This is a genomic window from Micromonospora sp. NPDC048894 (genome assembly GCF_040649765.1).
In the GTDB taxonomy this organism is placed as follows: domain Bacteria; phylum Actinomycetota; class Actinomycetes; order Mycobacteriales; family Micromonosporaceae; genus Micromonospora; species Micromonospora antibiotica.
In genome coordinates, this window is sequence record NZ_JBEZFY010000014.1 from 116,399 (window position 1) to 127,014 (window position 10,616).

Sequence of the window (10,616 nt, forward strand, 5' to 3'; positions counted from 1 at the left end):
ACGGGTCACCCGAGCGATACTGGAGGCCATGGACGATCTCGCGGGCTTCCTGCGTATCCGGCGCTCCCGGGTCGACCCGTCCGTCGCCGGCATCCCGACCGACAGCCGGCGTCGCGTCGAGGGTTTGCGTCGCGAAGAGGTCGCTCATCTGTCCGGGGTCAGCGTCGACTACTACGTACGCCTGGAGCAGGGCCGCGCCACCCAACCCTCGGAACAGGTCCTCGACGCGCTCGCCCGCGTCCTCGGACTCGACGAGACCGAACGCGGTCACCTGCACCGGCTGGCCCGGCAACGCCGCCGTCGCACCAGGTCACCCAGCAGTCGCCCCCGGGCGGACCTGCTACGGGTACTCGACCTGATCATCGACGCCCCGGCCCTGATCATGGACCACCGGATGGACGTGGTCGCCGGCAATCGCCTCGCCGGACTTCTCTACGGCCGAAACACGACGGGCCTGAACACCGCCCGGCACATCTTCCTCGAAGAGGCCGAACGTGGCCTCTATGCAGAATGGGAGAAATGCACGCTCGACGTGGTCGGGCACCTTCGCCTGGCCGCCGGCAGATACCCCGATGATCCCCGCCTGGCCTCGCTCATCGGCGAACTGTCGGTGGGCAGCGAGCGCTTCCGCCGTCTCTGGGCCCGTGCCGACGTACGCGCCCGCACGCACGGACGCAAGGCCTACCGGCATCCCCTGGTCGGACTGCTCGAACTGCATCAGGAGAACTTCGCCCTGCCGGATGAATCGGGCATCGAACTGATAGTCCTGTCGGCGCCACCGGAAAGCCCCGCCGAAGACGGGCTGCGCCTGCTGGCCTCACTCAACGACGGCGGGAACACCCCGGGGAAAGGACTGCGGGTCACCAACTCGTCATGAGCCGTGCGCCCATCTGCCACCGGGCACGCGTCGCTGGGCCAATTGTCGCCCAGCTGAACATGCGCTGGGACGCACAGTTCGTCGTGACGCGGTACCGCTACCGCTGCTGGCTCTGGTGAGCTGGCAGTGCCTTCGGTAGCGTCAAACGCACCCGTCCGCCGTCATCGATTGGGGATGCTGCCTTCGTGTCACAGGTTGAGAAGATCACTGGTGAGCTCCGCGCCCTGATGGCCGGAGTCGAGCGGGCGCAGGGGTTGACGGCCGCTGCCGACCGGCAGGCGCAGGAGGTGGCATTACGTGCCACGAGCGCCGGCTTCCTCGCCGTCGCCGCAGGCGTCGCCCGGATACGCACCGCGATCACCGACGTCCAGGGCACCCTGGGACGGCTGGGAGGATCGATCGGTGAGGCGACGAAAGCCGCCGCCGCCGTACCCCAACAGGCCACCCCGCAGGAGACGGTCGCCGCACTGACGCCCGTGCAGAGCGCCATCGGCGCCGCCCGCGACGCGGCGGGCGGCGTCATCACCCAGATCGGGGAGACACAGCAGCTCGTCACCACGATCCTCCAGGGCGGCCAACCCGGACCGCTGCTACAGGCCCTCGACGGCATCAAGCAGGTCCTGATGCAGGTCGTCGCCCGCACCAACGGTGCACGACAGGCCACCGAGGCGGCGATCGCCGAGGCACAGCGGGTGGGATCAGCGGGAAACTGACGGGGCTGGAGGTCAGTGCGCGCGGAAGCCGTTCTCCAGGTCGAGCATGGTGCCCTCGGCCTTGGCCCGCAGCGCCGCGACGACCCGGCGTGCCAGCAGCTCCGGCATGCGCTCCCGGATCTGCTCCTCGGTGCACCAGGCCCAACTGCGCAGCTCGTCCGGTGGCAGGAGGATGTCGGCCGCGCCGGCCTCATCGAGGGTGCCGCCGTCGTAGACGAACATCATGCCCTCGGTGCGGTCCGGCCGAGGGGGCACCCAATCGGTCACCAGCAGCCGACCAGGCACCACCGACCTGCCCAGCTCCTCCTCCACCTCACGGGCCGCCGCCTGCCGAGGAGACTCGTCCGCGTCGACGCACCCGCCGACGATCTCCCAGTAGTCCTTGTAGACGGGCTCGACCAGCAACGCCCGCCCGGCAGCGTCGGTGATCAGAACTGCCGCGCCCATCCGCTTACGGGGAAGCGTCGCCGTGTAGTCGCCGGATGGTGTGCTCACCTTCGCAGGCTACCCGCGCCGGCGGCCCCGGCATGTCACCTTCGACCGTCCTGGACGGCTGACGAGGAACCATCGACATGGCTGGCCCGTGTCCCGCGGGCCAGCCATTCGTCAATCCGGAACTGCACAGATAACGGGCCTGCCGCACACTCGGTGGTGACGGAGCGTGCTGTTGTCCGAGGAGGATGCAGTGGCGGATCAGGCTTCGGGTCAGGTCCGCTTACGGCTCGCGATCTCGTCGGAGAGTTGCTGCACACGGGCTGGGTCCGCGTCCCGGGCAAGGGCGACGTAGTGGTCCATGACGGCCGGCCGGTAGCGCACGGGCAACGTCTGCCCCGGGGCGAGTCGGGTGAGCTCGGTGATCGTGAGGTCTTCGTCGGCGATACCGCGGAACGAGATGCCCTCGGCGGTCTCCACGTCGAACATCAGGACCACGCGAGGGTTGCTGTTCACCTCCCGCCAGTCGACGAGAACGCCGAGCGCAAGCACCCCCGTACGCAATTCCGCATTGCGCTTCCGTGCGTCACCGCTCAGGAGCGGGTTCGGGGCGACGCCCGGGAAATCGGGCCCGACGCCCAGCGATTCCCGACTCAGGTCGGGCCTGAGCTGCGCCATCGCATCGTCGAGCTTCTTCTTCCAACCGAACATCCTGACCCCTCCTCACACCGGCGCCGGGATCTCGGGCTGACGCTTCACCACCACCGCGATCATACGTCGCCGGCCGTTCCCCTCCGACCCGGGCGGCCCGTTGGTTGCAGGAGCATCCCCTCGAACAACGACCACTGGGAATCCGAGAGCACCTGAAAAGACGACCGGGCCAGAGTCCCGGCCACCTTTGTCACACGCCCTCATAATGACGCTGGCCGACGGCCCGAGTCAGTCCCTTGCAGAATCGTGATGCGGCGGCGGGGTGAACGGACCGCCAGGCGTCCGCCCGACTCGCTCGGCGGCCTGCCGGGTGTCATCATCGAAAAGGACAAGTCGTACGCGCTCGACGGCCGGCGGTGCCGTCTGCAATCCGGTCAACGCCTGGACGACAGCGTCCTCCTTAGGCCACCGGTACACGCCAGACGAGATCAGCGGGAACGCCACCGACGTCGCGCCGAGCTCGGCCGCGATGATCAGCGAGTTGCGGTAGCAGTCACGCAGCAATGCCGATCGGTCCTCGGTGGCGCTCCATACCGGCCCGACGGTGTGGATGACCCAGCGGGCCGGAAGGCGGCCCGCAGTCGTCGCCACGGCCCGCCCGACCGGCAGTCCCCGGCCGAACCGGCTGGCCCGCAACGCGCGGCATTCGTCCAGGATCGCCGGGCCACCCCTACGGTGGATCGCACCGTCCACCCCGCCACCACCCAGCAACGACGAATTCGCCGCATTGACGATCGCATCCACCCGCTCCGCGGTGAGATCCCCCGTGACGAACTCGATCTCCATGGCCACCATCATGAACCATCCGCATACCCCGTGCCGCCGACAAACCCCCGTCGATCACCCGCACTCCAGGTCGCATACGCGCACATGCCGCGATCCGCATGCTTACCGGGATCATCGTGCGTCGAGCCTGCCCGGGGCGTACGGAGCCGGACAGGGGGACGAAGTTCAGCCGATGATGGCGGCGAGAGTGGGGTTCGCAGCTCGCGTCGTAGTCGACGGCTGCGGCGAGCGGTCTGGCGGTCGTTGAAGAAGCTGGGACTGCGGTTTCACCTGCCAGTTCGTCGGGAGCCGGGTCGCCGACCTCCACCCTTAGACCCAGAACTGCGGCGTCGGGTCGGCTGATCAGCCGGTCCGTCGACGGCACCAGGGCTGGAGAACGACACCGGAGGCGCTGCAGGACGGGAGGACTGCGGCGGCGGCCATTGCGACGCCGCGAGCTGGGCCCCGGTGACCGGCAGGGTGGGCGAGATCTGGTCGAGCAAGCGCTGCGCCAGAGTGGCGTCGATCTCGACGTCTGCGCTGATGCGAACATCGGCCGCAGTCGCCAGGTCCACGACGTCATCGCTGGTGAACGCATCAGCTCCGAGAGTACTCAGCCGTCGCGCGAGCTCCTGGACATTGATCATTTGCAGCCTCATCGTCAGATTGTTAGTTATCCACCGTAACCCCCGCTTCGGTCGGCGGATCCTGCGCCCGCCGTTCGGGCTGCTGGGCCGGCAGTCGACGCTGACAACTACGACCGCTGCGCGGAGGTCCGCAACTCTTCGGTGAGCTGATCGCGCGCCTGCAGGGTCGTCACGCTCTGTGTTACCCATGCAGTCCGCGACGCCCGCGATCCGCTCCGGGAGGGCTGCCGTTCAGGTCGTCGTGACGCGGCGGCCGACGCCGAGGCCGCGAGCCAGCCTCCCCATGGCCTGGGCCATGCGGGAGGGCGTGGAGTCGGGGGCGGGGATAGTGATCGGCCTGACGCGGCCGTTGTGCAGTGCAGTGAACCGCCAGCCGTCCTGGGCACGGATGGCGACCAGAGTCTGCCGGGACAGTCGCCGCTTGGGCAGCGTCGATCGCCAGGGCATCAGGACCGATGCGGTGCCGTGGATCACCGCGACGTCCGGGCTGACGTAGCGGATCGATTCGATGCCACCGACGAGCGCGGATCCGGCAAGCACGCCACGGAAGAGCCGGTCGTGGGCTTCTTGCATCGGTACGCGGCCGACTGCGCGGGTGCCGTCGTAGGAGACGTAGTCGGAGTCTTCGGTGAAGCAGTCCGCGTAGGCGACCGCGTCGTTGTCTGTCCATGCCTTCATGAGGCGGTCGAACAAGGCGCGAATCGCGCGGTCGTCGACGTTCATGGGTGCTCCCTATCGGGTAGGATCAAGTCGTCGAAGATTACGATAGCAGAAAGGTTCGAATGTCGAAACGTGAGTTGATTGGTCTCGTAGCCACGCATCTGCGGCTGCTGCAGCAGAGCATCGACGCGTTCGACGAGGCCGCAGCCGCCGCGCTGGAGATCAACCGCACGGATCTGCGGGCACTCGACCTGCTACTGGAGGGCGACAAGCCGCTGTCGGCCGGAGAGCTGAGCAATGCGCTGAGCCTCAGCCCGGCCGCCACGACCACGGTCATCGACCGCCTCCAGCGCGCCGGACTCGCCGACCGGATCGCGGACCCGCACAACAGGCGGCGGGTCCTCGTCGCGGCCACCGATGCCGCCCGTGGCGCCGAACGCCAGATCTACGCGCCGGTCGGCGTCGCGGGTTCCGAGGCGCTAGGCCGATACACGTCCGAGCAACTCGCCACCATCCTCGACTTCCTACGCGTGGCCCGTCATGTCCAGGAAGAGCAGACAGCGCGGATCGCGAGCACACAGACCCGGCTGTACCCGACGTAACAACCTCCTGGCAGCCCGGCGAACCCCACCGGAGATCGCTCACCCGCCGCACATCGAATCGACGCACGGACATGCCGCTGACCGCGCGTCACGCAACGTCGCAGTCGGCCAATCAAGAGAATCCCTGGTCTTGTCGGGAAGCGGATACCGCTGCGTGGCGTTGAGCGTGGACGGCCTGTAGCCGCCTCACCGGGGCGAAAGTGGGGTGTAGTCTGCAGTGATCATTTGGCACTGGGAGCGGACGACCGATGGGTGCGCGTACCGCACTGCTCGCTTTCACCGAGGGTGGTCTGCGCCCTGCTCTGCGGGGAGCGGTCCGGTCGCGCCCAGCGGAGGTCATCGACCTTGTGCGCGGGATGCATCCCGGCTCCGAGGTGACACCGATCGGTGACGGTTCGCTCGGTGACCACAGTTGTCCGCCGGACGACACCAGTTATGCGACCGTCCTGGCTGGTGCCGAGCTGTTCTGCGACCGCCGGCTCGTCTGTGCTCTCCCATCACAGATACCTGCCTGGCTGCTGCGCGCCGCGGAGGGCCGGCGGATCATCATGCACGGCATGCACTCGGTCTCCGACTCGCTGTGCTTCGCGGTGTGGGAGAACGGCGAACTTCTCCGCTCGCTGAGCATCTCGCCGGTCGCCGGCATCGGGGAGAACATCGGCGAGCCCTACGACTTCGAAATGCCATATTGGGCGGGCGAACACCCCGTCGAGCCCGTGCTCTCCGAGGAGCCGTACCCTCTTGCCTTCCACCCGTTGGAACTGGGCGAGCAGGCCCTACGCGCGTTCTTCGGCTTCATCCTCGAGGGCCGACCCGACCCGGACGACATCGACCCGTTCGATGTTCCCCTGCACGGCTTCCACGTCGCCGACCCAACCGGCCGGGAACAGGCGGAACGCGACGACCTGATGGAACGAATCCTGCAGAGGATGGAACCGCCACGGCGTCACCGCATGATGCCGGACGGCACGCTGCGCCGACTCGACGACGGCGAGATCTGACCCCGAAGACCGACCTGCGAGCACTGCCAGGCCCACTCAAACCCGTACTGTCACCGGTCGCCCGGGGACGGGGCAGCACTCGCGTGACGATGGGCGTCCCGGGAGTTGTCATAGAGGCCGGCGATCGTCGCCGCCCGGCAGCCCAGAGCGGCCCGGAGGGAGGGCGGGGAGAGTGCCTCCGCATCGGCGCCGAGTTGCCATACGGCCCAGATGGCATGCCGCAGGTTCTCGAAGGTGACGTTGAGGCGCAGCCAGCCGTCCGTGTCGGGCTCTTCGGCCCGAACGGCCACGGCACTGGCCAGTAGTTCCTCACGCCACATCGGGGCGACCCTGACCGACACCGAGATGTGGTCGGCGGACAGGAACTGCGCGCACCGCTGCTTCCAGAGTAAGTCGAGATCGATGTGATCGGTGCGCTGCGCCCGTTCGTCAAGTTCCTCGGCGGCCAGCATCCGGGACAACCGGTAGGTGCGGTCTTCGCCGTTGCGGGTCGCGAGCAGATACATCCGGTCGCGGACGGTTACCAGGCCTACCGGGTCGACAGTGCGCCACAGTGGGCTCTGGTCACGGGCCGCGTAGTGGATTCGCAGCCGGTTACCGGCGACCACGGCACGCCGCACAGTCAACATGGTGCTGTCAGGGACGTCTCGGGCAGCCTGCCGGCGGGATAGCAGATCGGTCTCCGGCTCCACGAGTAGTCGTTGGGCCGCGTCGCTGACGGTGACCTGGTGGCCGTCGGGCAGCGCGTCCACGACCTTGCGGATGGCCGAGGAGAGGGCGGCACCGAGACCGAAGACCTGTTCACCCCGGGCGGAGGCAGCGGTCACCAGGGCCAGCGTCTCGTCGTGGTTGAGGCCGGTGAGCTCGGCACGAAAGCCGGGTAGCAGAGCGACGCCTCCGTGGCGGCCGCGCTCGGTGTAGACGGGCACGCCGGCGGCGGACAGCGCTTCGACGTCGCGCAGCACCGTACGCGTGGAGACCTCGAGTTCCCGCGCCAAGGTGTCGACGGTCAGCTGACCACGCTGGCGGAGGAGCAGCATCAGCGAGACAAGCCGATCGGCGCGCACGGGACAACTCTAGCCACGGACCGCCCGGAATACCTGACACAGGGTGTCGTGATTACTTGTGACACTCGTCGGCAGGAGCTCGACATGCCGCCTGTTCGGGCGGCGGGACGAACACGTCCTCGACCGAGCTCGTCCTCAATTGAGTCTAAGGAGTAACTGTGGCAGCAGAGCGTATCGCGGTCAACCCGGTGAACTGGTCCCTCGAGATGGGCTTCAACCAGGGTGAGATCGTTTCTGGTCAGACCCGGACGCTGTACGTCTCGGGGCAGACGTCGATGAGCCCGGAGGGCAAGCCCGAGCACGATGGCGACATCGCCGCGCAGCTCGCGCTGTGCGTCGACAACCTGGAGGCCGTGCTGAAGGAAGCGGGCATGACCCTGGCGAACCTCATCCGCTTGAACGTCTACACCACCGACGTCGACCAACTGTTCCCCCACTACGGCGTGCTCGCCGGGCGACTGGGGTCTGCGGGTGTCGCGCCGACCACGACGATGCTCGGGGTGACGCGCCTGGCGATCCCCGGCCAGCTGGTCGAGCTCGAGGGCACCGCCGTCGCCTGAGCCGACCTCGCCACGCTCGCTGCTCGTGCCGGTTCGTCCGGCGCGGGCAGCTGGCAGATTGGGTGACCCTGGTGGCCAAGAGCCTGCCCCCCGGCTGGGCGTCGCGACTGCGACAACTGACGGACCGTGTCGGGCACGTGTTCGCCCGCCCCGAGCCCCGCGTCGTCTTCCACGACCTGGTCGAAGGGCTGCTGTCGGACCTGCCGAAGAAGAACTGCTGGTCCTTGTCCGAACGGGCCGGGCACAGCCACCCGGGCCGAATGCAGGCGCTGTTGTCGCGGGGCGCGTGGAGCGCCGACGCCCTGGAGGCCGAGGTCCGCTCGTACGTCATCGAGCACCTGGGTGACCCGGACGCCATGCTCGTCATCCGCGACGCCCAGGTGATCAAGCGGGGTGACAAGTCCGTCGGGGTGGGACCGCAGCACTGCACGCTCACCAACCGCATCGAGAACTGCCAGGTCGCGGTCATGCTGGCGTACGCCGCGCCCGCCGGGACGGCGTACGTCGGGCATCGGCTGCACCTGCCGCGTACCTGGATCGCCGACTCGGTGCGCCGCAGGAAGGCGGGCATTCCCGCCGACGTCGCGTACGCCTCTCGGCCGGAGCAGGCCGTCGAGCTGCTGGCGGAGGCAGTGGATGCGGCGGTGCCGTTCAGCTGGGTCAGCCTCGACGACGGATACGCCCAACATCCGCAGGTCCGGGACTGGTGCGTGCAGCGCGCCCTGCCGTACATCGCGGCCGTGCCGGCGACGCTACCCCTGATCAGGGTCGGTGCGACCAGGTCGTCCACCACGACCGGCCCCGAACAGATCCTCGGCCACATCGCCGACAGTTACTGGCACCGCCGGACCGAACGGGCGACTGGACGCACGCACGACTGGGCGCTCGTCGGGCTCGGCGGCAGCCTGCTGGTCGGTGGCGAGGTCCCCACCCGCGGGTTCGCCCAGTCGCTCATGGTACGGCGGTCGGTCGACAACCCGCACGATGTCGCCTACTTCGTGGCCCACGCGCGCCGCCGCACACCCGCGTCCGTCCTGATCGGTGCGGCGGAGCGGCGACACCGCGCGGGACAGCCGGAGCAACCCGGCGACGAACTGATCGGTCTCGACCAGTACCAGGTGCGCACCTGGACCGCCTGGCACCACACGATCACCACGTGCATGCTCGCCCACGCGTTCCGCACGGTGCAGCACACAACGGCACCCGATGCCCGCACCGCCGTCCGCAAGCCCCGGCAGGTCGCGGCCTGCCGCCCGGGGGTGGGCACCGGGGCAGCGAGCCACCCACTGCGCAGCGGCTCGGGGCACTAGCGGACGTCGTGAGGGCGGGGCCGGCCGGGTACCGGTCGGCCCCTCGGGCGGTGGCAGGGGCGGGGATCCAGGCCGTGGCAGCACACCGGCGGCACCGTCCGAATCGGACCATCACTCTCATTTGAGTTCCAGCCCGGCTGTCGTCATCCGGTATTTATGCCCGGTTCACGACACGTGACATCACCTGCGCGACGGAATTCGCAAAACGCCGTGAGGCCACCACGAGTCCAAGATCCGCAACTGTAGTCGCCAACTTCGGCCGGCGCGTTTTGGGGGCATCCTTCCGGAAGGAGAAAATCGAGGGTTCGCGTTTTGGCTGGTAGTAAGCACGAGTCAGCAGCACAACGTCCCACCAAGCGATTCATGATGTTGAAATATTGTCGCCGCCCGAGCTTAATGTGTCTTGACAGAGCCAGATGCGGGCTGTTGTATCAATGCCATCAGGCCGCCGGAACGACAAACCGGGGACCATGAAACGCGCCCGTAAATGACGGTCAGATGAGCGACTCAAACCCTAGTAACCACTTCCAATTAGGGGGAGACAGTCATGCACGAAATCAAGCGCACGATACCCATTGTCGCCGCCGGCGGCATCCTGCTGGCCGCCGGCACGCTCTTCGGGGCCAACTCCGCCTATGGCCAAACCGACACGAACAATCCCCAGCAGACACACGCGAATCACTCCATCGACCACCGGGCGCATGCCCGCGTGCCCGGATTCGTCGCGCCGACCACCACCGCCGTACCGACCCCCGCCACCAACACCGCCGCCCTCCAGGCCGGCGCCCAGAGCCCCGCCGAGCTGATCAACCTCCTCGGTCAGCGGATCGTGGCGAAGGACGTGGACGGGATCGTCGCGCTTCAGGAGCGCGAGGCAGCCATCATCGACTGGGACGGATCGGTCATTCGCGGGCATGCCGCCATTCGCGCATTCTACGTCGAGTGGTTCGAATCAGACCCGATCCTCCAGGTCAGCCCGCTCCAGATCGTGGAGGCCGGCGGAACACGCGTCGGAAACAAGGTGATTGGCCGTTCAGCGTCCGTGATGGGCACCTACACACTCGAACAGGACGGGCCCGACGGCACCCGGGTGAGCTTCTCGGGGAACTTTTGCGACATCGTCCGCCAGCAACTGAACGGCACCTGGCTCTACATCCAGGACAATCCCTACCCGCCGCACAGCTGATCTGCCCATCCACTGACCACGTCCCCCTCACGCACTCCACCGCACGTCGGTAAGTGAGCCCGTAGCCGATTAGCCAGCCTAATCG

At 67.9% G+C, this 10,616-nt stretch carries 12 protein-coding genes; 7 read left to right on the forward strand and 5 right to left on the reverse strand.

All coding sequences use genetic code 11. The features are described from left to right. Nucleotides 1–28: 28 nt before the first annotated feature. Both AB0C22_RS25665 and AB0C22_RS25670 read left to right on the forward strand, forming a co-directional pair. Nucleotides 29–877: a helix-turn-helix transcriptional regulator gene (locus AB0C22_RS25665; RefSeq protein ID WP_219463411.1), complete on the forward strand. Its 849-nt coding sequence runs from the start codon at nucleotides 29–31 to the stop codon at nucleotides 875–877. Nucleotides 878–1,062: 185 nt separating this feature from the next. Then, nucleotides 1,063–1,590 carry a DUF6244 family protein gene (locus AB0C22_RS25670; protein WP_219463414.1) on the forward strand — a complete coding sequence of 176 codons (528 nt, stop codon included), beginning with the start codon at nucleotides 1,063–1,065 and terminating at the stop codon, nucleotides 1,588–1,590. A 12-nt stretch (nucleotides 1,591–1,602) separates the two neighbouring features. On the opposite strand, the gene AB0C22_RS25675 is transcribed toward AB0C22_RS25670, so the two are convergent. From AB0C22_RS25675 to AB0C22_RS25690, 4 genes are all read right to left on the reverse strand, one after another. Further along, entirely contained in the window at nucleotides 1,603–2,085 is a 483-nt protein-coding gene (locus AB0C22_RS25675; RefSeq protein ID WP_308290835.1) for an NUDIX hydrolase, read from the reverse strand. Nucleotides 2,086–2,295: 210 nt separating this feature from the next. Further along, the gene (locus tag AB0C22_RS25680; RefSeq protein ID WP_219463416.1) at nucleotides 2,296–2,733 is read right to left on the reverse strand and encodes a hypothetical protein; all 438 of its coding nucleotides are present in this window, start codon (nucleotides 2,731–2,733) and stop codon (nucleotides 2,296–2,298) included. Between the two features lie 228 nt (nucleotides 2,734–2,961). Further along, on the reverse strand, nucleotides 2,962–3,519 hold the full coding sequence (locus tag AB0C22_RS25685) for an O-acetyl-ADP-ribose deacetylase (protein WP_219463418.1): 558 nt from the start codon (nucleotides 3,517–3,519) through the stop codon (nucleotides 2,962–2,964). Nucleotides 3,520–4,376: 857 nt separating this feature from the next. Beyond that, nucleotides 4,377–4,868 carry an SgcJ/EcaC family oxidoreductase gene (locus AB0C22_RS25690; RefSeq protein WP_219463419.1) on the reverse strand — a complete coding sequence of 164 codons (492 nt, stop codon included), beginning with the start codon at nucleotides 4,866–4,868 and terminating at the stop codon, nucleotides 4,377–4,379. A gap of 59 nt (nucleotides 4,869–4,927) precedes the next feature. On the opposite strand from AB0C22_RS25690, the gene AB0C22_RS25695 reads away from it, so the two are divergent. Together AB0C22_RS25695 and AB0C22_RS25700 are read left to right on the forward strand one after the other, a co-directional pair. Beyond that, nucleotides 4,928–5,407 carry a MarR family transcriptional regulator gene (locus AB0C22_RS25695; RefSeq protein ID WP_219463421.1) on the forward strand — a complete coding sequence of 160 codons (480 nt, stop codon included), beginning with the start codon at nucleotides 4,928–4,930 and terminating at the stop codon, nucleotides 5,405–5,407. Between the two features lie 356 nt (nucleotides 5,408–5,763). Further along, complete coding sequence (locus AB0C22_RS25700; protein ID WP_255597646.1) at nucleotides 5,764–6,408, forward strand: hypothetical protein; 645 nt, start codon at nucleotides 5,764–5,766, stop codon at nucleotides 6,406–6,408. Between the two features lie 50 nt (nucleotides 6,409–6,458). Here the strand turns inward: AB0C22_RS25700 and AB0C22_RS25705 are convergent, their stop codons facing one another. Continuing rightward, a complete protein-coding gene (locus AB0C22_RS25705) occupies nucleotides 6,459–7,475 on the reverse strand; it encodes a WYL domain-containing protein (protein ID WP_219463425.1) in 1,017 nt (338 codons plus the stop codon). Between the two features lie 206 nt (nucleotides 7,476–7,681). On the opposite strand from AB0C22_RS25705, the gene AB0C22_RS25710 reads away from it, so the two are divergent. The 3 genes from AB0C22_RS25710 (at nucleotide 7,682) to AB0C22_RS25720 (ending at nucleotide 10,531) form a co-directional block, all read left to right on the forward strand. Continuing rightward, complete coding sequence (locus AB0C22_RS25710) at nucleotides 7,682–8,035, forward strand: RidA family protein (RefSeq protein WP_219470155.1); 354 nt, start codon at nucleotides 7,682–7,684, stop codon at nucleotides 8,033–8,035. 62 nt (nucleotides 8,036–8,097) lie between these two features. Continuing rightward, nucleotides 8,098–9,345 (forward strand): IS701 family transposase, encoded by a 1,248-nt coding sequence (locus AB0C22_RS25715; RefSeq protein WP_219463427.1) that lies wholly within the window; start codon nucleotides 8,098–8,100, stop codon nucleotides 9,343–9,345. A 547-nt stretch (nucleotides 9,346–9,892) separates the two neighbouring features. After that, the gene (locus AB0C22_RS25720; RefSeq protein WP_357537485.1) at nucleotides 9,893–10,531 is read left to right on the forward strand and encodes a hypothetical protein; all 639 of its coding nucleotides are present in this window, start codon (nucleotides 9,893–9,895) and stop codon (nucleotides 10,529–10,531) included. Nucleotides 10,532–10,616 lie beyond the last annotated feature (85 nt).

Excerpts from the sequence above, each read along its gene's own strand:
- AB0C22_RS25665 (WP_219463411.1), top strand. The coding sequence starts at position 29 with ATGGACGATCTCGCGGGCTTCCTGCGTATCCGGCGCTCCCGGGTCGAC.
- AB0C22_RS25680 (WP_219463416.1), bottom strand. The coding sequence starts at position 2,733 with ATGTTCGGTTGGAAGAAGAAGCTCGACGATGCGATGGCGCAGCTCAGG.
- AB0C22_RS25685 (WP_219463418.1), bottom strand. The coding sequence starts at position 3,519 with ATGGAGATCGAGTTCGTCACGGGGGATCTCACCGCGGAGCGGGTGGAT.
- AB0C22_RS25690 (WP_219463419.1), bottom strand. The coding sequence starts at position 4,868 with ATGAACGTCGACGACCGCGCGATTCGCGCCTTGTTCGACCGCCTCATG.
- AB0C22_RS25695 (WP_219463421.1), top strand. The coding sequence starts at position 4,928 with ATGTCGAAACGTGAGTTGATTGGTCTCGTAGCCACGCATCTGCGGCTG.
- AB0C22_RS25700 (WP_255597646.1), top strand. The coding sequence starts at position 5,764 with ATGCATCCCGGCTCCGAGGTGACACCGATCGGTGACGGTTCGCTCGGT.
- AB0C22_RS25710 (WP_219470155.1), top strand. The coding sequence starts at position 7,682 with ATGGGCTTCAACCAGGGTGAGATCGTTTCTGGTCAGACCCGGACGCTG.
- AB0C22_RS25720 (WP_357537485.1), top strand. The coding sequence starts at position 9,893 with ATGCACGAAATCAAGCGCACGATACCCATTGTCGCCGCCGGCGGCATC.